Genomic DNA, 24,898 nt, shown 5'->3' on the forward strand with positions numbered 1-24,898 from the left:
GTCCCTCTCTCTGTCCGGCACTCGCAGCCGGGTCGTATGCGTGTTCTGTCCGGCCCTACGCGGGCCCTCCGTCGCCAAAGGTAGTGCACGCACCCCGGCCATGCCTCGCAACCAGGTCGCGTGGTGCCTTTTTGATGAATCGATGAGACCTCGGCAACGCACAAGTCATGCACTCAGTCTCATCATTGCGATACCCCGTATCAATATATGCGCGAACCGGCACAGACGTAACGCAGATCACGCACTCTTGACCGCCCTATGGTGTGAGCGCACGCTGTGAGGGGACAGAATGGCTAGGACCACCTGTGCGTGGGCGTGCACAGTCGCAACCCCAGCTGTGGCGACGCTACGCCGACGCGACGGGTCCTGACGAGGCGGCGAGGAGCGCGAACCGCGACCCCGCCGCGCGACACCGAGAGAGGTTGCTGGTGGCTTCGTTTGACGAGACCGGACCGCTGATCAACGGTCTGCTCAGCGCCGTACCTGACATCGACCCGGCCGAGACCGAGGAATGGGTCGAGTCCTTCGACGGGCTGATCGACGACAAGGGCGGACCCCGCGCCCGGTACGTCATGCTCAACCTGCTCCGGCGGGCGCGGGAACGGAATGTGAGCATTCCCGCGTCGATGGCGACGCCCTACGTGAACACCATCGGTGTCCACGAGGAGCCGTACTTCCCGGGCGACGAGGCCATGGAGCGGCGCTACCGCTCCTGGATCCGTTGGAACGCGGCAGTCATGGTGACCCGCGCACAGCGCGAGGGCCTCAGCGTCGGTGGGCACATCTCCTCGTACGCGTCCGTGGCGACGCTGTACGAGGTGGGCCTGAACCACTTCTTCCGGGGCAAGGACCATCCGGGCGGCGGCGACCAGATCTACTTCCAAGGCCACGCCTCCCCCGGCGTCTACGCCCGGGCGTACCTCGAGGGCCGCCTGACCGCGGACCAGCTCGACGGGTTCCGCCAGGAGAAGTCGCACCCGGGTGGCGGCCTGCCGTCCTACCCGCACCCGCGCCTCATGCAGGACTTCTGGGAGTTTCCGACCGTCAGCATGGGCCTCGGCCCGGCGTCGGCGATCTACCAGGCCTGGACCAACAAGTACCTGCACAACCGCGGCATCAAGGACACCAGCCAGCAGGACGTCTGGGCCTTCCTCGGCGACGGCGAGATGGACGAGCCCGAGAGCCGCGGCATGATCCAGCACGCCGCCCAGCAGCAGCTGGACAACCTGACGTTCGTCGTGAACTGCAACCTGCAGCGCCTCGACGGCCCGGTGCGCGGCAACGGCAAGATCGTCCAGGAGCTGGAGGCCCAGTTCAAGGGCGCCGGCTGGAACGTCATCAAGGTCGTCTGGGGCCGCGAGTGGGACACCCTGCTCAACGCCGACAAGGACCGTGCGCTGGTCAACCTGATGAACGTCACGCCCGACGGTGACTACCAGACCTACCGTGCGGAGTCCGGCGCGTTCATCCGTGAGCACTTCTTCGGGCGCGACCCGCGCACGAAGGCCCTCGTCGAGAACATGACCGACGACGACATCTGGAACATGAAGCGCGGCGGGCACGACTACCGCAAGCTCTACGCGGCCTACTCCGCGGCGCGCGCGCACACCGGCCAGCCGACGATCATCCTCGCGCACACCGTCAAGGGCTACGGCCTGGGCTCCGGCTTCGCCGGCCGCAACTCGACGCACCAGATGAAGAAGCTCAAGGGCGACGACCTCAAGACGCTGCGCGACTCGCTGCGTATCCCGATCTCGGACGCCGAGCTCGAGGCCGACCCGTACCTGCCGCCGTACTTCCACCCGGGCCCCGACGCGCCGGAGGTCCAGTACATGCTGGAGCGCCGCCGTCAGCTCGGCGGCTTCGTGCCGGAGCGCCGGACCGTCGCGAAGACGACCCTCAAGCTGCCCGAGGACAAGACCTACGAGCTGCTGAAGAAGGGTTCCGGCACGCAGCAGATCGCCACGACCATGGCGTTCGTGCGGCTGCTCAAGGACCTCTTCAAGGCCAAGGACTTCGGCAACCGCATCGTGCCGATCATCCCGGACGAGGCCCGTACCTTCGGCCTCGACTCGATCTTCCCGAGCGCCAAGATCTTCAACACGCTCGGCCAGAACTACCTCGCCGTGGACCGCGAGCTCATGCTGAGCTACAAGGAGTCCGAGTCCGGCCAGATCATGCACACCGGCATCAACGAGGCCGGTTCCGCCGCCGCGTTCCAGTCGGTGGGCACGTCGTACGCCACGCACGGCGAGCCGATGATCCCGGTCTACATCTTCTACTCGATGTTCGGGTTCCAGCGCACGGGCGACCAGTTCTGGGCGGCCGGCGACCAGATGACGCGCGGCTTCATCATCGGCGCGACCGCGGGCCGCACCACCCTGACGGGTGAGGGCCTGCAGCACGCCGACGGGCACAGCCCGCTCATCGCCGGCACGAACACCTCGATAGTGCAGTACGACCCTGCCTACGGGTACGAGATCCGGCACATCATGCGTGACGGCATCGAGCGCATGTACGGCGACGGCTCCGACGGCCGGGACCAGGACGTCATGTACTACCTCACGGTGTACAACGAGCCGATGGTCCAGCCGGTCGAGCCGGAGGACGTCGACGTCGAGGGCATCAAGCGCGGCATCCACCGCATCTCGGTCTCCGACGCCGAAGGCCCCAAGGCGCAGCTCCTCTCCTCCGGCGTGGGTGTGCCGTGGGCGCTCGAGGCGCAGCAGCTCCTCAAGGAGGACTGGGGCGTCTCGGCCGACGTGTGGTCGGTGACCAGCTGGAACGAGCTGCGTCGCGACGCCCTGGCGGCCGAGCACGACTCCCTGATCGACCCGGCCGCCCCCGTGCGCACGCCGTACGTCACGGAGAAGCTGTCCGGCGCCCAGGGGCCGTTCATCGCCACCAGCGACTACGACCACCTGGTCCCCGACCAGATCCGCGCCTGGGTCCCCGGTGACTACGCGGTGCTCGGCGCCGACGGGTTCGGCTTCTCCGACACCCGGGCCGCCGCGCGGCGGTTCTTCCTCATCGACGGCCCGTCGATGGTGGTCCGGACGCTGCAGGTGCTCGCCCGTCGTGGCGAGGTGCCGACCGACGTCGTCGCGAAGGCCGTGGAGAAGTACCGCCTGCTCGACGTCACCGCCGGCACGTCCGGCAACGCGGGCGGCGACAGCTGACCTCGCCCTTGCCGAGGTAGAACCCTGGCGAAGCAGAACTGCAGCGCACCGACGATCGGTGCGCTGCAGTTCTGCTTCGCCAGGGTTCTACCTCGGCAGAGTCCTAACGCGGCCGGGTCTGCTCGGCTGCGGCGATCGCCTTCTCCAGCTCGGCCCGCAGCGGCCTGACCGCCTTCGAGTCCGGGTGCATCTCAAGTGCCCGCAGGTGCTGCCGGGCCTCGAGCACCCGGTCGGCCTCGAGCGCGGCGAGCACCAGGTGCTTGCCGACCACCGGCGAGTGCTCCTTGACACGCCAGTGCCCGATACCCAGTCCCAGGGCCTCCACGGGCATCCCCGCGTCCCGCAGGATTGCCAGGCCCTCCACCAGCGCTCGACCGTCGGGATCACGTTCGGCAGCCGTGGTGAACCGCCGGACGGCGCCGTCCGGGTCGTCGGAAAGCGACAGCCGACCCAGCTCGATCAGCGGGTACCAGCCGCGCGGATGCCCGGCCAGCTCCTCGGCCAGCGCCCAGACCGCGAGGTCCGCCTCGCGCTGCTTGGACTCGGGGATCTCGTCGGAGTCCCGCAACGGGTCCTCCAGCGTCGGGTCCTCGGCGGCACGGCGGCGCACGATCTCTGCCAGAGCGCCGAAGGCCTCTTCGTTGTTCGGATCGTCGGTCAGCTGGGCGCGCAGCGCGTCCTCGTGTCCCGCGTCCCCTCGTCGGGGCGCCGACGGCGACGGGCGGCGAGCGCCGACCGTGGACGCAGACAGGGGCCGACGGATGAGGCGGCGGAGCCGATGCATCAGGGCCATACCTCGACCCTACAGTTTTCCTCCCCTCCGCACTGGGATCACCCTGCCTTGAAAGTCCGTTTGTGGACTCCCCACAACTCGGACTCGTATGCTGCCGGGGTGCCAGCAACTCGACGGGGCGCGCGAACCAGCGCTCAGAAGACCGACCGGGAGGCCGGGCCGGCAGCCGACCGCGGCGGCAGCCAGGCCCCTGGCCAGGACGCCCCGACGCCCGTGACCTCGACGCCCGAGCCGGAGCCCGCCCCGGAGACTGCCGCGACCGACCCCGCCGGGTTCCCGATGAACCTCCAGCGGGTCCGCGAGGCCAGCGGCCTTCTCACCGCCGCCGCGATGCAGCGCCTGGACCAGGACCTCAACTGGTACCGCGAGCTCCCCGCCGAGGACCGCTCGTACGTGGGCCTCGTCGCGCAGGCCGGCATCAACGCCTTCACCTCCTGGTTCACCGACCCCGACCGGCCACCGCACGGCGTCAGCGAGATCTTCGCCGCGGCACCCACCGAGCTGACCCGCTCCATCTCGCTCCAGCACACCCTGCAGCTCGTGCGCGTGGTGGTCGACGTCGTCGAGACGCACTCCGACCGGATCGCCGCGCCCGGCGGCGAGCGCGACCTGCGTGAGGCGGTACTGCGCTACTCCCGCGAGGTCGCGTTCTCCGCGGCCGAGGTCTACGCCCGTGCCGCCGAGTGGCGCGGCGCCTGGGACGCCCGCCTCGAGGCCCTCGTGGTCGACGCGCTCGTGCGTGGCGACGGCGACGACTCCCTCCGCTCGCGCATCTCGGCCCTCGGATGGAGCGGCCGCGGCAACGCGCTCGTCGTCGTGGGCCTCGCCACCGAGGAACTCGACGAGATCCGCACCGCCGAGATCCGCCGCGTCGCCCGGCGCGCCGCGGGCGACGCCCTCGTCGGGATCCACGGCGACCGGCTCGTGCTCGTCCTCGGCGGCGAGGGCGACCTCGTCGCGGCCGCCACGTCGCTCCTGAGCCGCTTCGGCATGGGCCCGGTGGTGATCGGCACCCAGGTGCCCAGCCTGACCGACGCCGCCCGGTCGGCCCGGTCCGCGCTCGCGGGCCTGACCGCCGCACCGGCGTGGCCCCAGGCACCCCGCCCGGTCATGGCCGACGACCTCCTGCCGGAGCGCGTCCTGACCGGCGACTACACCGCCCGCGCCACGCTGATCGCCCAGGCTTTCACCCCGCTGCAGGACGCCGGTGGCGCCGTGCTGGAGACCCTGTCGGCCTACCTGGGCACCGGGCGGTCGCTGGAGGCCGCGGCGCGTCATCTGTACGTTCACCCCAACACGGTGCGCTACCGGCTCCGCAAGGTGTCGGAGATCACAGGGTGGGACCCGCTCGACGCCCGCGAGTCGTTCGTGCTGCAGGTGGCCCTGGCGCTGGGCCAGCTCGGCCGCGGCTGACCGACTTGTCCGGACTCTTCGCCGAGGTCAACTCCTTGTAGGTTCCCCACAAGGGGCCTCTACCAGGTTGGTACGGGTCGCGACGTCCCGCGAGCGCTCCGGGTTGGCAGAGTGGACGCGTGCTCGCCGTCGTATGCCCTGGACAGGGCTCTCAGACCCCCGGGATGCTCAGCGACTGGCTCGAGCTGCCCGGAACCGAACAACGCCTCGCCGCAGCGTCCGAGGCCTCGAACCTGGACCTGGTGGCGCACGGAACGACGTCGGACGCCGACACCATCCGCGACACCGCCGTGGCCCAGCCCCTGATCGTCACCACCTCGCTGCTCGCGCTGCGCGCGCTGCTGGACGGCCGTGCCGCCGCCGAGGTCGTCGACATCACCGCTGGTCACTCCGTCGGCGAGCTGTCTGCGGCCGCGGTGGCCGGCGCCCTGTCGGACGACGGCGCGGCCGGCCTGGTCGCACGCCGCGCCCGGGCGATGGCCACGGCGGCAGCCGCCGCGCCGTCGGGCATGAGCGCCGTCGTGGGCGGCGACCCCTCCGAAGTACTCGCCGCGATCGAGGCCGCGGGGCTGTGGCCCGCCAACGTCAACGGCGCGGGCCAGACCGTGGCGGCCGGCGCCCTGGAGGACCTCGCCAAGCTGGCCGAGAACCCGCCGACCCGCGCCCGGGTGATCCCGCTGCAGGTCGCCGGCGCTTTCCACACCCCGTTCATGGACGCGGCGCGCGCCGAGTTCGAGCCGGTGGCCCTCGGCTGGGACGCCGCCGACCCGACGCTGCCGTTCCTCGCCGACCTCGACGGCACCGCCTACACGGGCGGCGCCCACGGCCACGGCACCGGCGCCGACGTGCTGCGCAATATCGCGGGCCAGGTCACGGCCCCGGTGCGCTGGGACCTGATCATGACGAGCCTCGCCGAGCGCGGCGTGACCGGCCTGCTCGAGCTCGCCCCCGGCGGCGTCCTGACGGGCCTCGCCAAGCGCGGCCTCAAGGGCGTGGAGACCGTCGCGGTGAAGTCGCCCGCCGACCTCGATGCGGCCCGTGCGCTCATCGCGGCACACAGCACTGTCCTTTCCAGCGGCACGAGCGCGACCGGAGCAGACCAGTGACCATCCTCCAGCAGTCCCAGCCCACGCAGTTCTCGCGGATCCTCGCGATCGGCGGGGAGCGCGGCGAGCTCGTCGTGACCAACGACGACATCGCAGGCCCCATCGACTCCTCGGACGAGTGGATCCGCCAGCGCACCGGCATCGTCACGCGCCGCCGCGCGGGCGCCGACAAGGACGTGCTCGACCTGGCCGAGGCCGCGGCGAACAAGGCGCTGGAGGCCGCCGGCCTGACCGGCGCCGACATCGACGCGATCATCCTGTCGACGATCACGCACATGCACATGACGCCGTCGGGCGCCGCGATCCTCGCCGAGCGCATCGGCGCGACGCCGGCCGCCGCGTACGACGTCTCGGCCGCGTGCGCCGGCTACGCCTACGGCATCGGCCAGGCGGACGCCCTCGTGCGCTCGGGCCTGGCCCGGCACGTGCTGGTGATCGGCGCCGAGAAGCTCAGCGAGATCATCGACCCGACCGACCGCTCCATCTCGTTCCTGCTGGGCGACGGCGCGGGCGCCGCGATCGTCGGCCCGTCGGACACCCCGGGCATCGGCCCGACCGTATGGGGCTCGGACGGCGCCAAGGCCACCGCGATCCGTCAGACGCACTCCTGGACCGAGCTGCGCGAGGACCCCTCGCTCGGCTGGCCCACGCTGCGCCAGGACGGGCCTACCGTGTTCAAGTGGGCGAGCTTCCAGATGGCGCCCGTCGCGGAGAAGGCGATGGCCGAGGCAGGCGTGACCGCCGAGGACATCCAGGTCTTCATCCCGCACCAGGCCAACATGCGGATCATCGACCAGATGAAGAAGCAGCTCGGCCTGCCGGATACCGTGGTCATAGCGCGCGACATCGCCGAGACCGGCAACACGTCGGCGGCGTCGATCCCGTTGGCCGCAGAGCGCCTCCTCGCGGAAGGTCAGGCCAAGTCGGGCGACCTCGCCCTCCAGATCGGGTTCGGCGCGGGCCTCGTCTACGCCGCGCAGGTCGTGGTGCTGCCGTAGCCGTGTGCGACGGGTCGTGAGGAAATGACCCGTTGTGCAATCCGGTCGCGAGATACGCCAAGATCTGACCAGCAAGACTCCGGTGCCCGACGGCGCCGGTGACCGTTACGAAAGATAAGGAAGTCCCATGGCCAACACGGACCAGGAGATCCTCGAGGGCCTCGCCGAGATCGTTGCCGAGGAGACGGGCCTCGACAAGGCCGACGTCCTGCTCGAGAAGTCCTTCCAGGACGACCTCGACATCGACTCCCTGTCGATGATGACCATCGTCACGCACGCCGAGGACAAGTTCGAGGTTCGCATCCCGGACGAAGAGGTCAAGAACCTCTCGACCGTCGGCGACGCAGTGAGCTTCATCAAGGGCGCTCAGGCCTGAGCCGCCCCCCGACGGCGGTAGCGCGGCCCCTGTTCCACCGGGCCGATGCCGCCGTCGGGCACTCGCTGCCCACGAGGTAGCACCTTTTCGCACCTGCCCCCTTCGTCCCACCACTCCCGGGAGCATCATCATGTCCTCCGCACGCGAAGTCGTCGTCACCGGCCTCGGCGCCACCACACCCCTCGGCGGGGACGTGGCATCCACGTGGGAGGCCGCACTCGCCGGTGTGTCGGGTGCGCGCACCCTCGAGAACGACTGGGCAGAGAAGTACGGGATCCCCGTGACCTTCGCCGCCACCATCAAGGTGGACCCGGCAGAGGTGCTCTCCCGCCCCGAGACCAAGCGCATGGACCCGTCCGCGCAGTACGCGATAGTCGCGACGCGCGAGGCCTGGGCCGACGCGGGCAGCCCCGAGATCGACGGCGACCGGCTCGGCGCCGTGGTGTCGTCCGGCATCGGCGGCATCCAGACCATCCTGGACGGCTGGGACACGCTCCGTGAGCGCGGCGCACGGCGCATGCTGCCCATGACCGTCCCCATGCTCATGCCGAACTCCCCGTCGGCCTACGTGTCCCTCGAGCTGGGCGCCCGGGCCGGCACTCACGCGCTGGTGTCCGCGTGTGCCTCGGGCGCCGAGGCCGTGGGCTACGCCGTCGACATGATCCGCTCCGGCCGCGCCGACGTCGTGGTCGCCGGCGGCACCGAGGCGTCGATCCACCCGATGCCGCTCGGCGCGTTCGCGGCGTCGCGCACGCTCTCGCTCCGCAACGACGACCCGCAGCGCGCCTCGCGCCCCTACGACGTCGACCGCGACGGCTTCGTGCTCGGCGAGGGCGCGGCGGTCCTGGTGCTGGAGAGCGCCGAGCACGCCGCCGCCCGGGGAGCCCGTGTCTACGCCAAGGTCAGCGGTGTGGGCCTGTCGTCCGACGCTTACCACATCACCTCCCCCGACCCCGAGGGCAGGGGTCAGGTCGCGGCCATGCGCTTCGCGATGCAGGACGCCGGGGTGACCGCCGCCGACATCGTGCACGTCAACGCGCACGCCACCTCCACCAAGGTGGGCGACCTCACCGAGACGGCCTCCATCCGGACGCTGCTGGGTTCCGAGGCCGACCATGTGCTGCTCTCGGCGACGAAGTCCATGACGGGCCACCTGCTGGGTGGCGCGGGCGCCATCGAGTCGCTGTTCGCGGTCAAGGCGATCTCCGAGCGGCTCGCCCCGCCGACGATCAACGTGGACAACCCGGACCCGGAGCTGCAGGTGCCGCTCGTGCGCGACGAGCCGGCGAAGCTGCCCGGTGGCGACATCGCCGCCATCAACAACTCCTTCGGCTTCGGCGGGCACAACGTCGCCCTCGTGATCCAGAACAACTGACCCCAGCCGCGGGTCAAGCACGTGTCAGGCGCTCAGGTCACCCAGGTGACCTGAGCGTCTGACACGCGTGCGGTCGGTCGGGCCTGCCTCCGGTGGTCGAGCCTGTCGAGACCGAACGCCACGCGAGTCCGCCTGCCCGCGCCCCCTCCGTCTGACATGGGAGAATGTCCGCATGGCAATGCGTGAGATCCGTGTGGTTCCCGACCCAGTACTGCGCACCCCGTGCGACACCGTGACGACCATCGACGACCGCGTCCGCAGCTTGGTCGCGGACCTCGTCGACACGGTGGACGACGAGGGGCGTGCCGGACTGGCCGCCAACCAGATCGGCGTCTCGCTGCGGGCTTTCTCGTGGAACATCGAGGGCGAGATCGGTTACGTGATCAATCCGCGCATCGTCGAGCTGGGCGAGGAGCAGCAGGACGGCGGCGAGGGCTGCCTGTCCGTCCCGGGCCTCTGGTACCCCACCGTGCGGGCCAACTACGCCAAGGTCGAGGGCATCAACCTGGACGGCGAGCCGATCACCGTGGAGGGCACCGGGATCATGGCTCGCTGCCTCCAGCACGAGTGCGACCACCTGGACGGCATGGTCTATCTGGACCGTCTCCAGAAGGAGACGCGCCGCGCGGCGATGCGGGAGCTTCGCGCACGCCTGTGAGGGTCTGACGGCCCTGTTTGATACACGCCACGCCCTGTGGGATCAATCTCAAGAAAGTCCTAAGGGGCACTAGTGTTGGCGCGCCTTTTTAGGCAAGAATGTGCCGCACGAACTCGTCGTACCTGGTGATTCTTTCGATACCTGCACACCGTTTCGCCTCGCATCTCGTCGGCGGATCGGGCAGGATGTGGTCCGAAGCACCGCTGTGCAGCCGACCACAGCGTCACCGCCCTGGTGAGGACGTAGGGGAAGACGTACCTCGACCCAGGGAGGAAGACATGGCCGGTGTCATCACGCGGGGTGTGCTTTTTGTGCACTCGGCGCCTCGTGCCCTGTGCCCCCACATCGAGTGGGCCGCGGGGAACGTACTTGGCGTGCGCGTATCCATGGACTGGACCGCGCAGCCCGCGGGACGCAGTCTGTACCGTGCCGAATACTCGTGGCAGGGCCTGCAGGGCACGGGCGCCAAGCTCGCGTCCGCCCTACGTGGCTGGTCCCACCTCAGGTATGAGGTCACCGAGGACGCGAGCAACGGGGCCGACGGCGCACGCTGGTCGCACACCCCCGACCTCGGCATCTTCCACGCCATGACGGACGTACACGGCAACGTGGTGGTCCAGGAGGACCGCGTTCGTGCGGCCCTGGAGCTCGCTGACCCGCGTGCCATGCGGGACGCCCTCGACCTAGCCCTGGGCGCCGCATGGGACGACGAGCTCGAGCCGTTCCGCCACGCGGGCCTGGGCGCCCCGGTCCGCTGGCTCCACCAGGTCGGCTGACTACCAATCGACGAGAACGGGGTTGTGTTCGCCAGGAGTCCCCTGACGAACACAACCCCGTTCTCGTCCGCAGGTTGACCAGTGGTCAGCCCTTGACGCAGAGCACCGTGCGGAGCCGGGCCACGACCTCCACGAGGTCGGACTGCGCCGCGATCACCGCGTCGAGGTCCTTGTAGGCGCCAGGGATCTCGTCGAGCACTCCCCGGTCCTTGCGGCACTCGACACCCTCGGTCTGGGCGGCGAGGTCGTCGAGCGTGAACTCCCGCTTGGCCCGGGTCCTGGACATCCGCCGGCCTGCGCCGTGCGACGCCGACCAGTACGACTCCGGGTTGCCCAGGCCGCGCACCACGTACGAGCCGGTGCCCATGGACCCGGGGATGAGCCCCAGGTCGCCCTTACCGGCCCGAATGGCGCCCTTGCGGGTGACGATCAGCTCCTCGCCGTCGACCCGCTCGCGCGCCACGTAGTTGTGGTGCACGTTCACGCCCTCGTCGAAGGTGAGCTCGCGACCGCCGTCGGACATCGCCGCGAACTCGTCGCGGACCGCCTGGACGGTCAGGGCCATCATGACCGCGCGCGACCGGGCCGCGTACTCCTGGGCCCACCAGAGGTCGTTGAGGTACGCGTCCATCTCGGGCGTGCCGCCGAGGAACACGGCCAGTTCACGGTCGACGAGGCCCACGTTGTGCTCGAGACGCTTCGCGATGCCGACGTGGTGCTCCGCGAGCTCCTTGCCGATGTTGCGGGAGCCGGAGTGGAGCTGGAGCCACACCTGATCGGACGAATCCAGACATAGTTCTACAAAGTGATTGCCCCCACCCAGTGACCCGAGCTGCTTCCGCGCGCGCGTCTCGAGCTGACGGACCTTCGGGTCCAGCGTCTCGAACCTGTCCCAGAACGCCTGCTCGCCCCGCAGCCGCTCCTGGCCGCCCGAACCCTTCACGGGCCGCAGGCGGCGCAGGTCCACCTGCTCACCGTGGGAGTGGAACCCGACGGGAATAGCGGCCTCGATGCGCGCCCGGAGGCGGGAGAGGTCGTCCGGCAGGTCGGCGGCGGTGAGCGAGGTGCGGACGCCGATCATGCCGCAGCCGATGTCGACGCCGACGGCGTTCGGCGAGACGGCGTCGCGCATCGCGATGACGGAGCCGACGGTCGCACCCTTGCCGAGGTGGACGTCGGGCATCACGCGCACGCCGGCCACCCACGGCAGCGCCGAGATGTTCCGCAGCTGGTTCAGCGCGGCGTGGTCGACGTCGTGCTCGTGCGCCCACATGAGGGTCTGTGCCCGGGCGCCCGACAGGGCGACCGGGAAGTTCGAGGACATGGCAGTGCTCCAGTTCTTTGGGGTTGGCTCGCAGAACCTAAGGGCGGACGCCGAGGGTGCGCCAGGACATTTCCGCCCGCTGGTGTCCACGGCCGCGTGCGTGGGCCTGCATTCCCTGCCCGAGGCAGTAAGATCCTCCCGCGGCTTCGTGCTGCGGACCGGCCCCGTTAGCTCAGTTGGTCAGAGCAGGAGACTCATAATCTCTCGGTCACAGGTTCAAGTCCTGTACGGGGCACAAGAGGCCCGGAATCCCGCCGATTCCGGGCCTCTCTCTATCTGTCGGCACTGAGTGCACAAGAGCATTACTGGGCTCGTAAAAACGCCGACGGCTGCGGGTGGCTTCCTGGGATGCGTCGTCGCATTCTTCGGAAACCACCCGCAGCCGTCGGCCGCCCGTCAGGTCACAGGTTGACGGCGGTGCCTCCGATCGTCACCACGAGGCGCCCGTCGGACGCGAAGGACCAGTTGAGGGAACCGGAGTACTGCGAGCACCGGGACCCGTTCGAGCCGGCGTACCACTGGTTGCCGCCCGCGTCGTTGCCGATGATCCGGTCGTTCGACCCACTGTTGCAGGACGTGTTGTTCCGGAACGTCGAGGAGCCGCCGTCGAAGTTGAAGTTGCGTTCCGTGCTGCCGATGCTCAGGTTGTTCTCGACGGTCAGCGAGCCGAGGTTCCGGTTGTAGCCGAACCCGTGCTTGCCGTTGTCGAAGGCGATGCTGCGCTTCACGGTGTGGTTCACCGCGATGTCCTCGCCGCCGAGCTTGTAGCCGTTGCGGTCGCCGTTGCCGGCCTGGCCGCCGTTGGACAGGGTCCCGTTCTCGTACGAGAGCGAGTCCTCGATGGTGACCGCACCGATCGCACCGGTGTCGGACTTCGTGTACAGGTCCCAGCCGTCGTCGATGTTGTTGTGGGCTACGGTGTACCGGAAGACATTGCCGGAGCCCACGGTGAGCTTCGGCGCGAACCCGTCGGCGTCCTCACCGTCGGAGTCGACGTTGTCGTGCGACTCCGAGGACACGATGAGGTTGTTCGCGGGCCACTCGGCCCGGGGCGCCCCCGCGGTGTAGCGGGAGAGCTGGAGCCCCGAGTCACGGTTGTGCCGGGTCACCACCCGCTCGATGATGTTGTTGTCGCCACCGAGCAGGATTCCGTTATCGCCCGCACGCTCGACGACGATGCCGCGCAGGTGCCACCAGTCGCCGCCGATCGCGAGGCCGCGGTTGGCCGAGTCCTCGCTCTGCGCCGAGAAGTTCAGCACCGGCCGCTCGCCGGCGTACGCGAAGATCTCGGTGCGGTTGCCCGACAGGCCGTTCTTCCCCGGCGGGATCGCGATGGTCTGCGAGTAGTTGTAGGTGCCGCCACGCAGGTAGATCGTGCCGCCGGCGGCGATCCGGTTGATCGCCGACGTCAGCGTCGTCGGGTTCGCCAGGGTCCCCGCGGCGCTGTCCGTGCCACCGGGCGCCACGTACAGCGCGTCGGCGGTGGGCTCCTCGCCCGGTTCCTCCTCGTCCGGCGGATCGGTGGGGTCGCCGCCGCCCGCCGTCGTACCGGCATAGGTCTCGAACTCAGCCACCCGGGGCGTGCCGCTCGAGCTGGTGATCTCGAAGTTGATCTTGGTCAGCGAGGTCGCCGCGAAGCTGATGACCCCGGCACCACTGCCGGTGGCGAGGACTGCGCCGTTGCTGTTGTTGACGACGCGCCACGAGCCGATGTTGCCGACGGCGCCGGAGGCCTCCCGGATGTTGACGCTCGAGACCGTCTGCGCGGAACCCCACTTGACCGAGACACGTCCCGTTGAGCCCGAGGGCGACCAGTAGGTGCTGGCGTTGCCGTCGATCACGTTGCCGTAGCTGGTGCCGCTGGCCTTGCTGGAGCCGTCGGCGCCCGCGCCCAGGCTCAGGTTGGTTCCCGTGGGCGGATCCGTCGGGTCCGTCGGGTCAGTCGGGTCCGTGGGGTCCGTGGGGTCCGTCGGAGTCGGGTCCGGGTCGGGGTTCGTCGGCGTGCAGCTGCCGTCCGAGACCCGGTTGCCCTTGTTCGCGCCCGCCGTCTGGCTCACGACCGACGGCACGCAGTTCGCGGCGTCCATCGGGTAGGAGTAAGGGATGCTGACCGAGGTGTTCGACGTCGGGTTCGGGCCGGCCGGGTTGTTGTCGCCGCTGCGGGCGGACCACGTCACGTTGTCGAAGATGTTGCCGGCGACCTGCCAGTAGCCGGCCTGGTCGGTGTAGAACGTGCCGAGAACGTCCTTGGAGTCCTCGAAGTAGTTGTTGTCGACCTTCGCCCTGCCCCCGGCCCGCGAGTTGATGCCGGACTCCACGATGCCCGTGTAGTGGTTGTTGTAGACGTGCGCGATACCGCCACGCAGCAGCGGAACCCGGGAGTTCAGGTTCTGGTACAGGTTGTGGTGGTACGTGATGAAGCTGTTGGAGACGTCGCTCTCGCTGGAGCCGACCAGCCCGCCGCGCTCGGAGTTGCGCATGATGCTGTAGGAGAGCGTCACGTACTTGGTGTCGTTCTTCATGTCGAAGAGGCCGTCGTAGCCCTCCGACTCACCGCCCGAGGCGATCAGGTTGACGTGGTCGACCCAGACGTTCCGGACCCCGCTCTCCATGCCGATGGCGTCGCCGCCGTTGGACGTGGGCGAGCCCGACTTCTTGACGTTCTGCACCGTCACGTTCTGGATGATGATGTTGCTGGCCTCGCGGATGTGGATGCCGATCTGGTCGAAGACCGCGCCGCTCCCCACACCGATGATCGAGACGTTGCTGATCTGCTTGAGCTCGATCACGCCGTCGGAGGTGTTGCAGCTGCCGCCGGACACCTTGCTCGTGTTGCCGTGGTTGATGGTGCCCGAGACCTCGATGACGATCGGGGTGCTGCTGCTGGCGCGGTTGCACAGCGCCGTGTGGATCGCGGTCCCGGTGCTCGCCCGTACCGTCTGCCCGCCGGCTCCGCCGGTGGTGCCGCCGTTCTGGGTGGCGAAGCCCGTTGCGCTACCGGTGGCGGCGGCCGCGTCCGGGACCGACTGCGCGGTCACCCCGATCGTGACCGCGAGGGTCATGGCTGCCACCGCCGACAGGAGCTGCACTGCTCTTGGTCTTCTCATCGTCGTTGCCTCACGTTCGTCGTTGAAAGCGGGACGTTGCTGTGGTTCTTCGTGTGACGTGGAGCCCGGGGGCGCTCTCACCCCGACTCTGGAGCGATACGCCGGGTGATACTGACCCCACATGGGTAACCGGTTTCCCGGAACCTAGCAACCGGTTTCTCAGATGGCAACCCCTTGGGGCGTGCGATCTGGGAATCACCTGGAACTCAGTGGTGGGGCGTCACGGCCCTGCACGTACGAGGACCGACTCCCAGTGCCACGGCTCCGGCATCCGCCCGTTGGGCCCGGCCCAGTCCGGGTGGGTCCAGCCGTAGGTTTCGGCGTGCTGCTGGAGCCAGTTGTGCTGCTGGGTGCCGAACGCCTGGACCCCACCGCCGATGTCCACCGCGAGCCCCAGGCCGTGGGTGGAGCAGCCCGGCGGCGCGGCGGTCGGCGATGCCGGGTCGTACAGGGAGTCCTGCGACTCGTACGTGCGGTAGGACGAGTTGATCGTCAGGTGCTCGCCGAACGCCTCGCTGTAGGCGGCGTCGAGGTCGACGAGATCCTGCAGCACGTCGGCGCGCACGAGGTGCTCGGGCGCCCACGGGATCGCCGCCAGCGCGGAGCTCGGCACCTTGCCGCTGTCCGGGTCCCACACCTGGTCCGGCCAGGGGCAGGTGATCGCGTCCTGCGCGTCGGTCAGCGACTGCGTGGCGAGGGTGAGGACCGAGCGGTTCGTGCTCAGGTCGGTGGCGGCCTTCTCGAGCTGCGTCAGGTCCGCACCGGCGAGGGCGTCGCTCGCGGCGGCGTCGACGGCAGCGAGCGTGTCGAGGGCGGCCTGCAGCTGCCCGCGGACGACGTCGTCGACGCCCAGGCCCTCCGTCGCCGCGTGAACCTTCTCCGCGCGGGCCTGAGCGCTCGTGATGCCCGTGCGGGCCGCCTCGACCTGGCCGCGGGCGAACTCGACCATGGACGCCTCGACGGCGTCCGAAGCGGCCCCGAGGGAGTCCCGGGCGTCACCGGTCCCGGTCCGGAGCCGGGTGAGGACCGGTTCGGCCAGGACTGTCTCGGCCTCGGCGATCTGCGCGGAGAGGTCGTCGCGCGTCGTCTCCTCGGCGACCTTGCCGTCGGAGGCGACCAGGAGCTGCTTCGCCGTCGTGTTCTGGGTGGCGAGGTCCGCGGTCACCTCCGCGGCGTACCAGGCGAGACCGCCCCCGCCCATCGCGAGCACGACCGCGAGCGTCACGATGATGACCGTCCGCAGGCTCTGGCGACGGCGGACCTTTGCCTCGCGCCGCTCTCTCGCGGTCCCGCCGGGCCTCACGTCAGGGGGATCGACATGAGGCATGGTGTTCGTCGAGGTCACGAGGCCAGAACTTACGTCACTGAACGGGTGCGGGCTGACCGAGCAGCGGGTGAAGTATGGGATAAGTCGGACCCGGCCGAGCTTCCCGCGACCTGCCTCGTTCGTCTGCCCGGTCTGCGGCACTACGGTGGAGGCATGGGGTTCCGATCGTGGTTCGGGCACGGCCCGCAGCAGGCCGTCCGCCGCGCCGTCCACTCGCACCGCACCGGGCCGGTCCTGGCCCAGGCGGCGCTGGTCACGTCCACCGGCGAGGCGTGGGCGTTCGCGACGCGCGCCGAGCTGCTGATGATCTCCGCCCCCGAGGCGGTGAGCGGTCAGGACGACGCCGAGTCGCGGGGCGCGCCGTCCGTCGTCGTGCAGCGCGAGTGGTCCGACGTCGACCGGGCGACCTACGACACGGAGTCCAACGTCATCCAGGTGCACTGGGTCGACGGCGACGAGCCGACGCCCCTCCCCCTCGACGGCCGGCGCTCCGTGCTGCCGCAGGTGCTGCGCGAGCGGGTGCAGTGGTCGGTGGTGCTCGCGGAGCCGGTCAAGCTCCCGGGCGGGCGTTCCGCCCGCGTGGCGGTCCGACGTCGGGCGGACGGCGAGCTGTTCTCCCAGGTGATCGGCGGAGGCGACGTCGACCTGGCCGATCCGGGCACGGCCGGCGCGATCGACGCGGCCGAGGCCCGGGTGCGCAGCGCGGCGGGGCTACCTGCCTGAACCCGCGCGCAGGGTGGCCGGGTCGCCCTCAGGCAGCTTCTTGCGCCGCCGGGGCGCCCTGGGGGCGGTCTCGAGCGGCTCGGCGGTGAGGTCGGGCGTCCCCATCCGGACCGACAGGAACGGCCGGTTCGACGGCACGCCCTCCGGGGTCTCGAGGAGTCTGCGGGCGAGCACCAGCGCACCGTCCAGGGGCTCCCCCGCGGCGTCGACCACCTCGACGTCGGGGCGGACCTCGGTCACGTGCGACATGACCAGGGCGCGCAGCTCCGGGACCTTGGCCATGAGCTTGCCCGTCGTCGCGACCCGGGGCTCGACGCCCGGGTGGCTCAGCGCCGCGCGCAGGGTGTCCGCCAGGCCTCTCGCGGCCGCCGCGCGGATGGCGACGCTCGTGGGGTCGCCGGCCCGTGCCGCGGCCAGCACGCTTCGCGCGAACCCGGCCAGCAGGCTGAGGGCGTCCGGAGTGCTGTCGAGGGTGATCCCGTGCCGCTGACGGCCGAAGTGCCGCTCGGAGGCCCGCAGCAGGACCTGCGAGGCGCCGTCCTCGCGTCCGTCGCGAGCCTTGTTCGCGGCAGCGAGCCCCTCGCGGCCGATCCATCCGCCGCTGCCCTGGTCCCCGACCAGGTATCCCAGCCCGTCCGCGAGGTACCAGCGAGCGTACTCGTCGACGGCGACGCCGACCGCACCCGTGCCCACCACGAGCACGGCACCGCCACGCCCGCCGAGGGCGCCCAGGTGCGCCGTCACGGCGTCGGTCGACACGGCGGTCCGTTCGGTGCCCAGGCTCTGGGCGAGGACGTCGTGGAGAGCGTACGGATCCAGGCGACCGGCCCGGTCCATGGCCATCATGCCGCGGAGGCCCACGGCGGCAGCCGCGATGCGGGGCACTCCGGCACCGGCGTGTGCGGCGTCGAGCTCACGCATCAGGTCCTGGCAGAGCCCGCGGACGACGTCGGGGGCGTCGGAGCGCCCGTCCACGACATGGAGCGGCGGGCCTTCGACGCGGATGTGCGGTCGGCCGGGCCCAGGGCTCGCCACGGCGCGCGAACCCGTTCCGCCGAGGTCCAGGCCGACTACCCAGGTGTCCTCAGGCGGAGGATCGGTCACCCTCTGGGTGTCTGCTGCCCGCACCCGAAGATGGTGGCACAACACGGCGTCGAACGACATGGGAGATCCCTCGATCTCGGCCAGGATCGGCGTGTTGTCCGGCATGTCGACGGGGTGGGTCCGTCCGCCGACGCCGACGGGTCGCCGACCTGTGACCGAGCCCTCCGAAAACACGACAGGACTACCAGCCAGAACCTGTTAGAGTTTTCACCGGTCGCCCTCCCGGTGCACGGGACTGGGGCAGACGTATTCCCGCGTAGCTCAGCTGGCAGAGCATCCGACTGTTAATCGGACGGTCGTTGGTTCAAGTCCAACCGCGGGAGCCGGAACGAGGCCCTGAACACCCAGTTGACCTGGGAGTTCAGGGCCTCGCTGTTTCATTACCAGCCCTGGTCAGAACGGCTACCCGGCGGTCGAGGTCTCCACCCCTGGGCGGTCCGGGGGTTCGCGCGTCGTCGAGACTGCGTGAGTGGCTGTTCAGGGCTGGTGCCTGGCTCAGACGGTCGGGACGGTGCCGCCGTCGATCACGTACTCGGCGCCCACGATCGCCGAGGCGCGGTCCGAGACAAGGAACCCGACCAGGTCCGCGATCTCCTCGGTGTTCGCGAATCGTCCAAGGGGTACGCCGCCGAGGGAGTCGTAGATCGTCTGCTTGGCTGCTTCACGTGTGAGCCCGTTGCCCTCGGCGATCCGGTCCACGAACCGTTCGTAGGCTTCGGTCTCGATCCCGCCGGGGCTGATCGCGTTGACCCGTACGCCGCGCGGCGCGAGCTCGTTGGCAAGCCCCTTGCTGTACGTGCGCAGCGCGGCTTTCGCTGCTGCATAGGCCAAGGACGCGTCGTACAGGGGCAGCTCACGCTGGATCGAGGTGAAGTGCAGCACCACGCCCGAGCCCGCCCCGATCATCGTCGGGAGAAGAGCTCGATCCAGCCGTACTGCGCCAAGGAAGTTGAGGTTCAGCTCGGTGAGCCACTGGTCATCGGTGATGACCGCGAATCCACCGGACGGCGTCGACGCCCCTCCGACGACGTGCACCAGGATGTCGAGCGCGCCGGCCTCTGCGATGCGAGCGGCCACGGCGTCGGTGCCTTCTGCTGTCAGGATGTCTGCTTCGATGAACCGGTCAGGGTGCTCGTACCCGTCGGGCATGGTGCGCGCCGTCACGTACACGTCGGCACCCATCTCTCGCAGTCTGTCGGCGACGGCCTTGCCCGAGCCCTTCGAGCCGCCCGTGACCAGTGCGCGGCGACCGTCGAGACGATCGCGATCCGAGATAGACATCTCTCTCCTTGAAGTTCGAGGTGGTGCGGGTTCGGTCAGGCTGGGTGGTTGGCGATGACGAGTTCGGCGACGAGGCCGTCGCGCAGCGCGAACCGGTAGTCGAGCTTGGCGACGCCACCGGGGAAGGTGCCCTCCAGCCGCAGGGTGACCACCCAGTGGGTGTCGTCGACGCGGTGGGCGCCGACCTGCTCGGTCGTGTACTCGAACTCGGACCCGGCGTCCCGCAGGAACGCGTGGACCACCTCTCGTCCGCGGAAGGTCTGGTCCTGGTCGACGATCACCGCGTCCTCGGTGAGGAACGACGAGGCGGTGTCGGCGTCGTAGGCGATGTGCGCGGTGAGGAAGTCGCGCACGGTGGTCGGGAGCGGGTAGGACGGGATCTCGGTGTGCTGTGTCATGAGCCCACCGTGTGGCCTCGCGGCGCGGGAGGGTCAAGCGGTGGACTCTCCCCCAGGGGGAGCGTTCACAATGAGGGGGTGCTGACCATCGGGGAGTTCTCGCGGTTGACCCACTTGAGTGTGCGGACGCTGCGTCGGTATCACGAGGCGGCCCTGCTGGATCCCGCTGTGGTGGACGAGACCACCGGTTACCGCTACTACAGCGTCGAGCAGATCCCGACCGCGCAGGTCATCCACCGGCTGCGCGAGCTCGACGTTCCCCTGGGCGATGTGCAGCGGATCCTGCGGACCCCTGACCCGGGTGTCCGCGCGGCCCTGATCACGGACCATCTGCAACGCCTCGAGCACGAGCTCGACCGCACGCGGGCCGCGGTCGTGTCGCTGCGCCGCCTGCTCAGGCCCGATCCCGCGCCGATCGACGTCGAGCTGCGTGCGGAGCCCGCCCGGACGGTCGCGGCGGTGGAGGCCGTCGTCGGGCATGGTGACGTCGAGGCCTGGTTCGCAGGTGCGATGGCCGAACTGGAGGCGGCTGTCGGTACCGCCGCGACCGGGCCACCAGGCGGAACCTACGACAACGCCCTGTTCGAGCAGGAGCGCGGTCACGTGCTCGTCTACCTGCCGACCCCTGTGCCACCTCTTACCGGACGCGTGCACCCCGTGACCCTGCCGGCCGCGGAACTGGCCGTCACCACGCACGTCGGTGAGCACGACGGCGTCGAGGTCGCGTACGGCGAGCTCGGGAGATGGGTGGTGGAGAACGCGATGTCGGTGGCCGGACCGGTACGGGAGGTCTACGCCGTCGGCCCCCGTGACACGAGCGATCCCGCTGCATGGCGCACGGAGATCGGCTGGCCGGTCTTTCGTGTCACCTGAGGGCAACGCGCGAAGCCGATGCGCTACCGTGCGTCCCTGATGTCCAGCTCAGGAAGATCCGTGACCTCGACCGCCGTGCGCGACGACCTCGGGCTGCGGCCCCACGTCGAAGCCCTGGCGCACCTCCTCACGGCGCGCACGGCACCGCCGTCGTACGCCGTGGCCGTCCTGGGCGAGTGGGGCGGCGGCAAGTCCGCGTTCCTGCGGCGCCTGCAGATGCAGATCGAGGCGCGGGCCGCCTCGGGCGACCCGGAGGCTGTGGCGTCCGTGCGGGTCGTCCGGTGGAACGCCTGGGCACACGGTGAGAGCTCCGTGCTGGTCGGGATCGTCGCGAAGGTCGTCGCCGCGCTGCCCGGTGAGGACGTGAGAGGACGCCGTCGCGGGCCTCTCGACGCCAAGCTCCGGGCCCGGCGACGCACCGCGACGACGAACCGGGCCGAGCGCATGCGTGCGCGCGCCGTCCGGCTCGGCCGCCAGATCGGGACCGCCAAGGACGCGAGCTCCCTGGTCACCGCCCTGCACCAGGCCCGGGTGCTCCTCCTGCTGCCGTGGGCGCTGCTGCGCAGCGGGTGGCGCCAGGCGCTGCCGCTCGTGGTCGTGCTCGTGGTCGCCGGACTGGTCGCCGCCGGGCTGGCGCTGCTGCCCGTCGTCGCGCCCGACGTCGCAGCCTGGCTCGCCGAGTCGGGAACCTGGGTCAGCGGGCTGCTCGCCTCGTCGGGCGTCGTGGCGGCGCTGACGGCTCTCGTCGCCGGCTACCGCAGCCGTGTGGCCGAGCTGGACCCGGCACGCACCGGCGTGGTCGGCACGTTGTCGCAGCTCGTCCTCATGACGTTCGACCAGGAGCGGGCCAAGGCGGAGACGCGCCTCGCCGAGCTCGACGCCGACGACGCCATCGACGGTCTGTCCGCCCTCCTGCACGACGACGACCACCAGGACCGCCTGGAGCGCGCCCACGGGTTCGTCGGGAACCTGCGGGACGACCTCGGGACCTTCGCCGACCAGCTCGCCCAGGCCGAGGAGTACCTGCGGCGCCCTGGCGACACCGACGCCGACGGCCGGGTCGAGCGGATCGTGCTCCACGTCGACGACCTCGACCGATGCCCGCCCGACCGGGTCGTCGACGTGCTGCAGGCCGTCACGCTGCTGCTGTCGACGAGCCTGTTCGTCATCGTGGTGGCCGCCGACCCCCGGACCCTGCGGCACGCCCTCGAGCAGGACGCCGCGGCGGCCACGCACCTGGAAGGCCGCGCGGCCCGCGCGCTCGACCACCTCGACACCCTCTTCCAGGTGCCCTACGCGCTCCCTCGGCTCGTGCCCCCGGTCAGCGGCCGCTACCTGCTGCGGACCGCCGCCGACCAGGGTCTCCTACCGCACGACCTGGCTCTTGACCCGGGTGAGGACGACGCCTTGGCCGTGCGTCCGGCGTCGGGCACCCTGAGCGCCCAGGAGGCGGGGCTCCTCGCGCTGGTCTGCGAGGCCGTGACCACGCCGCGGGCGGCGAAGAAGCTGCTGACGCTGTACCAGCTGGTCCGGTACGCGACGGGGCCCGACGACGACCTGCGTCCCGCCGCCCTCCTGCTGGCCCTGCTCGTGGGCGCGCCGGAGCAGACCTCACAGCTTCTTCGCGAGCTCGACGACCACGCCGACGCGGTGCACCTCGCCGCCGCGATCGAGACCCTGGGCGCCAGGCACGCGGCCGCGGACCACGACCGGTGCGCCGCGTGCGCGGCCTGGCGGCGGATGCGCGACGTCACGGAGCGCGCGGTCGCCGCGGGCGTCCCCGCCGAGGTGGGCAGCCACCGGGTGTGGGCGCGGGAGGTGGCTCGGTTCAGCTTCCACCTGACGGAGCGGCACTGACCTGGCGAAACCTCGTCGCGAGGCGGTCGAACGCCGCCGCGAGCTCGTCTCCCTCGATCACCTCGATGTCGACGTCGAGCTGTGCGATCCACAGTGCGAGCTGGTCCGGGTCGTCGGCACCCAGCACTACACGGCACGTGGACTCGTCGGCCGCCTCGATGTCGACCGGGATCTGTATCTTCGCGGCGACCTCGGCGGCGGGGGCGTGCACGAGGATCCGGGCGCGATACTTCCAGGACCCCTTGCTGACGCGTCGGACGACGTACTCGACAACCTTGTCCTCCGGGATCACACGCGGCGCGAACCGCGCACCCGTCGGCGCGTGGAGAGCCATGCGGTCGACGCGGAAGACCCGCCAGTCGTCGCGGTCGAGATCCCAGGCGAGCAGGTACCAGAGCGGTCCCCAGCTCACCAGTCGCTGCGGCTCGGTATGGCGCGCCGCTTGGCTGCCCCCGGGCTTCGTGTACCCGAACCTGAGCCGTTCATGGCCGCGAATCGCGGCAGCAACTCCGCCGAGCACCGGGAGGTCGAGCGGCGGTTCGGCTCCCGGGACGGCGCTCGTCGCCTCACGTACCGCCTCGACGCGACGGCGCAGACGCGAGGGCAACACCTGCTCCAGCTTCGCGAGCGCGGTGAGCGACGTCTCCTCGACGCCGATCCCCCGGGTCGCGACCGCGCCGAGCCCGACCGCGACGGCGACCGCCTCGTCGTCGTCGAGCAGCAGCGGGGGCATCGCCGTCCCGGCGACCAGCCGGTACCCGCCCGCGACGCCGGGGCGCGCATCCACGGGATAGCCGAGCGACCGCAACTTGCCGATGTCGGCGCGCACGGTCCTCGTGCTCACATCGAGCCGGGCGGCGAGCTCGGAGCTCGTCCAGTCGCGCTTGAGCTGGAGCAACGACAAGAGCTCGAGCAGGCGGGCCGAGGTCTCCAACATGTTGTCGATGATTCCAGCAATCGCGGAAGCTAACCTGCCGCATTGCCTTGGATCGTCAGAGTCATGAACGAGAACAACGCACTCACACCCTTCCGCGTCGACATCCCGCAGGCCGACGTCGACGACCTGCGCAGCCGGCTGGCACGCACTCGCTGGCCGCTCCCGGTGCCGGGCCGGGACGACCGCACGGACTTCAGCCGCGGCATTCCCCAGGCCTACCTCACCGAGCTCGCCGAGTACTGGCGCGACGGATTCGACTGGCGCGCGCAGGAAGCGGCACTCAACGAGCACGAGCAGTTCACCACCGTCATGGACGGCCAGACGTTCCACGTCGTCCACGCGCGTTCGGCGAACCCCGAGGCGACGCCGCTGATCCTGTGCCACGGCTGGCCGGGCTCGTTCGTCGAGTACCAGCGTCTGATCCCGCTGCTGACCGACGACTTCCACGTGGTCATCCCGTCGCTGCCCGGGTTCGGGTTCTCAACCCCGCTGTCCGGGACCGGCTGGGAGCTGGCACGCACCGCCGAGGCGTACGCCGAGATCATGACGCGGCTCGGCTACGAGCGGTTCGCGGCCCACGGCACCGACATCGGGTCAGGCATCATCGGCCGGCTCGCTGCCATCTACCCGGAGCGCGTCATCGGCACGCATGTCGGCGCGGACGGCCGGTTGCTCGGGTTCGTCGGCGACAAGTTCCCGTACCCCGAGGGCCTGTCCGACGACGAGATCGCCCAGGTCGAGGCCGCACGAACCGAGATAGCAGCCGACCGCGGGTACCTCGAGATGCAGAACCACCGTCCCGACACGATCGGGGCCGCGCTCACCGACTCGCCCGTCGGTCAGCTCGCGTGGATCGCCGAGAAGTTCAGGACCAGGACCAGCGGCGGGTACAGGACGCCGGGCGAGTCGGTCGACCGTGACCAGCTCCTCACGAACGTCAGCCTCTACTGGTTCACGCGTGCCGGAGCGTCGAGCGCGCAGTTCTACTACGAGGGCGAGCACGCGGGGCTCGGCTGGGCCATGGCCGCCGACGTGCCATCAGGGTGGGCTGTGTTCGACACCCACCCCCTCGTGCGCCGCGCGATCGACCCGTGGAACGCGATGAGCCACTGGAGCGACTTCACCGAGGGCGGTCACTTCCCCGCGATGGAGGAGCCGAAGCTGCTCGCTGACGACATCCGCGCGTTCTTCCGCGGTATTTCCTGACCCGCGTCGGGGTCGGCCGGACCTCGAAGACCAACTCCAGGCTCGCAAGGTTTCAAGCCTGCTTCACTCCTGCCTCTTGACGAAGGC

20 protein-coding genes and 2 tRNA genes are annotated in these 24,898 nt (G+C 70.3%); 14 read left to right on the top strand and 8 right to left on the bottom strand.

Annotation, left to right across the window (positions count from 1 at the left end):
• The first annotated feature begins 428 nt into the window (after positions 1-428).
• Positions 429-3,179, top strand: a complete 2,751-nt coding sequence (aceE, locus tag ACQEVI_RS03720; protein ID WP_432894826.1) for a pyruvate dehydrogenase (acetyl-transferring), homodimeric type — start codon at positions 429-431, stop codon at positions 3,177-3,179.
• Between the two features lie 103 nt (positions 3,180-3,282).
• On the opposite strand, the gene ACQEVI_RS03725 is transcribed toward aceE, so the two are convergent.
• Entirely contained in the window at positions 3,283-3,972 is a 690-nt protein-coding gene (locus ACQEVI_RS03725; protein ID WP_432894828.1) for a hypothetical protein, read from the bottom strand.
• A 99-nt stretch (positions 3,973-4,071) separates the two neighbouring features.
• On the opposite strand from ACQEVI_RS03725, the gene ACQEVI_RS03730 reads away from it, so the two are divergent.
• From ACQEVI_RS03730 to ACQEVI_RS03760, 7 genes are all read left to right on the top strand, one after another.
• Positions 4,072-5,385 carry a PucR family transcriptional regulator gene (locus tag ACQEVI_RS03730; RefSeq protein WP_432894830.1) on the top strand — a complete coding sequence of 438 codons (1,314 nt, stop codon included), beginning with the start codon at positions 4,072-4,074 and terminating at the stop codon, positions 5,383-5,385.
• Positions 5,386-5,504: 119 nt separating this feature from the next.
• Positions 5,505-6,491, top strand: coding sequence for an ACP S-malonyltransferase (locus ACQEVI_RS03735; protein WP_432894832.1), 987 nt, complete (start codon positions 5,505-5,507; stop codon positions 6,489-6,491).
• The gene (locus ACQEVI_RS03740; RefSeq protein WP_432894834.1) at positions 6,488-7,489 is read left to right on the top strand and encodes a beta-ketoacyl-ACP synthase III; all 1,002 of its coding nucleotides are present in this window, start codon (positions 6,488-6,490) and stop codon (positions 7,487-7,489) included. Before ACQEVI_RS03735 ends, ACQEVI_RS03740 begins: the two co-directional genes overlap by 4 nt.
• 127 nt (positions 7,490-7,616) lie before the next feature.
• On the top strand, positions 7,617-7,865 hold the full coding sequence (locus ACQEVI_RS03745; RefSeq protein WP_116676165.1) for an acyl carrier protein: 249 nt from the start codon (positions 7,617-7,619) through the stop codon (positions 7,863-7,865).
• 130 nt (positions 7,866-7,995) lie between these two features.
• Complete coding sequence (fabF, locus tag ACQEVI_RS03750) at positions 7,996-9,240, top strand: beta-ketoacyl-ACP synthase II (protein WP_432894837.1); 1,245 nt, start codon at positions 7,996-7,998, stop codon at positions 9,238-9,240.
• A gap of 172 nt (positions 9,241-9,412) precedes the next feature.
• The gene (gene def, locus ACQEVI_RS03755; RefSeq protein ID WP_419706221.1) at positions 9,413-9,898 is read left to right on the top strand and encodes a peptide deformylase; all 486 of its coding nucleotides are present in this window, start codon (positions 9,413-9,415) and stop codon (positions 9,896-9,898) included.
• A gap of 278 nt (positions 9,899-10,176) precedes the next feature.
• Positions 10,177-10,674: a DUF3145 domain-containing protein gene (locus ACQEVI_RS03760; protein WP_432894839.1), complete on the top strand. Its 498-nt coding sequence runs from the start codon at positions 10,177-10,179 to the stop codon at positions 10,672-10,674.
• Positions 10,675-10,759: 85 nt separating this feature from the next.
• On the opposite strand, the gene ACQEVI_RS03765 is transcribed toward ACQEVI_RS03760, so the two are convergent.
• A complete protein-coding gene (locus tag ACQEVI_RS03765; protein WP_432894841.1) occupies positions 10,760-11,998 on the bottom strand; it encodes an RtcB family protein in 1,239 nt (412 codons plus the stop codon).
• Positions 11,999-12,159: 161 nt separating this feature from the next.
• Between ACQEVI_RS03765 and ACQEVI_RS03770 the strand changes: the two genes are divergently transcribed.
• Positions 12,160-12,233 (top strand) — tRNA-Ile (locus ACQEVI_RS03770).
• Positions 12,234-12,399: 166 nt separating this feature from the next.
• Here the strand turns inward: ACQEVI_RS03770 and ACQEVI_RS03775 are convergent.
• Together ACQEVI_RS03775 and ACQEVI_RS03780 are read right to left on the bottom strand one after the other, a co-directional pair.
• Positions 12,400-15,105: a pectate lyase family protein gene (locus ACQEVI_RS03775; RefSeq protein ID WP_432894843.1), complete on the bottom strand. Its 2,706-nt coding sequence runs from the start codon at positions 15,103-15,105 to the stop codon at positions 12,400-12,402.
• A gap of 220 nt (positions 15,106-15,325) precedes the next feature.
• Entirely contained in the window at positions 15,326-16,330 is a 1,005-nt protein-coding gene (locus ACQEVI_RS03780; protein ID WP_432894845.1) for a M15 family metallopeptidase, read from the bottom strand.
• A gap of 255 nt (positions 16,331-16,585) precedes the next feature.
• On the opposite strand from ACQEVI_RS03780, the gene ACQEVI_RS03785 reads away from it, so the two are divergent.
• Entirely contained in the window at positions 16,586-17,155 is a 570-nt protein-coding gene (locus ACQEVI_RS03785) for a hypothetical protein (protein ID WP_432894847.1), read from the top strand.
• On the opposite strand, the gene ACQEVI_RS03790 is transcribed toward ACQEVI_RS03785, so the two are convergent.
• The gene (locus tag ACQEVI_RS03790) at positions 17,144-18,364 is read right to left on the bottom strand and encodes an N-acetylglucosamine kinase (protein ID WP_432894849.1); all 1,221 of its coding nucleotides are present in this window, start codon (positions 18,362-18,364) and stop codon (positions 17,144-17,146) included. The two genes, ACQEVI_RS03785 and ACQEVI_RS03790, sit on opposite strands and share 12 nt — an antisense overlap.
• Positions 18,365-18,509: 145 nt before the next feature.
• Here ACQEVI_RS03790 and ACQEVI_RS03795 point away from each other — a divergent pair.
• Positions 18,510-18,582: transfer RNA gene (locus tag ACQEVI_RS03795), tRNA-Asn, on the top strand.
• Positions 18,583-18,754: 172 nt separating this feature from the next.
• On the opposite strand, the gene ACQEVI_RS03800 is transcribed toward ACQEVI_RS03795, so the two are convergent.
• A complete protein-coding gene (locus ACQEVI_RS03800) occupies positions 18,755-19,540 on the bottom strand; it encodes an SDR family oxidoreductase (protein WP_432894851.1) in 786 nt (261 codons plus the stop codon).
• 35 nt (positions 19,541-19,575) lie between these two features.
• On the bottom strand, positions 19,576-19,938 hold the full coding sequence (locus ACQEVI_RS03805; RefSeq protein WP_432894853.1) for a nuclear transport factor 2 family protein: 363 nt from the start codon (positions 19,936-19,938) through the stop codon (positions 19,576-19,578).
• Between the two features lie 78 nt (positions 19,939-20,016).
• Between ACQEVI_RS03805 and ACQEVI_RS03810 the strand changes: the two genes are divergently transcribed.
• Positions 20,017-20,811 carry a MerR family transcriptional regulator gene (locus ACQEVI_RS03810; RefSeq protein ID WP_432894855.1) on the top strand — a complete coding sequence of 265 codons (795 nt, stop codon included), beginning with the start codon at positions 20,017-20,019 and terminating at the stop codon, positions 20,809-20,811.
• A gap of 60 nt (positions 20,812-20,871) precedes the next feature.
• The gene (locus tag ACQEVI_RS03815; protein ID WP_432894857.1) at positions 20,872-22,668 is read left to right on the top strand and encodes a P-loop NTPase fold protein; all 1,797 of its coding nucleotides are present in this window, start codon (positions 20,872-20,874) and stop codon (positions 22,666-22,668) included.
• Here ACQEVI_RS03815 and ACQEVI_RS03820 read toward each other — a convergent pair.
• Positions 22,640-23,605: a helix-turn-helix transcriptional regulator gene (locus tag ACQEVI_RS03820; RefSeq protein WP_432894859.1), complete on the bottom strand. Its 966-nt coding sequence runs from the start codon at positions 23,603-23,605 to the stop codon at positions 22,640-22,642. The genes ACQEVI_RS03815 and ACQEVI_RS03820 overlap by 29 nt on opposite strands.
• 63 nt (positions 23,606-23,668) lie before the next feature.
• Between ACQEVI_RS03820 and ACQEVI_RS03825 the strand changes: the two genes are divergently transcribed.
• Positions 23,669-24,811 (top strand): epoxide hydrolase family protein, encoded by a 1,143-nt coding sequence (locus ACQEVI_RS03825; RefSeq protein ID WP_432894862.1) that lies wholly within the window; start codon positions 23,669-23,671, stop codon positions 24,809-24,811.
• Positions 24,812-24,898 lie beyond the last annotated feature (87 nt).

The organism is Promicromonospora sp. CA-289599 (assembly GCF_050936155.1).
Taxonomy (GTDB): Bacteria; Actinomycetota; Actinomycetes; order Actinomycetales; family Cellulomonadaceae; genus Promicromonospora.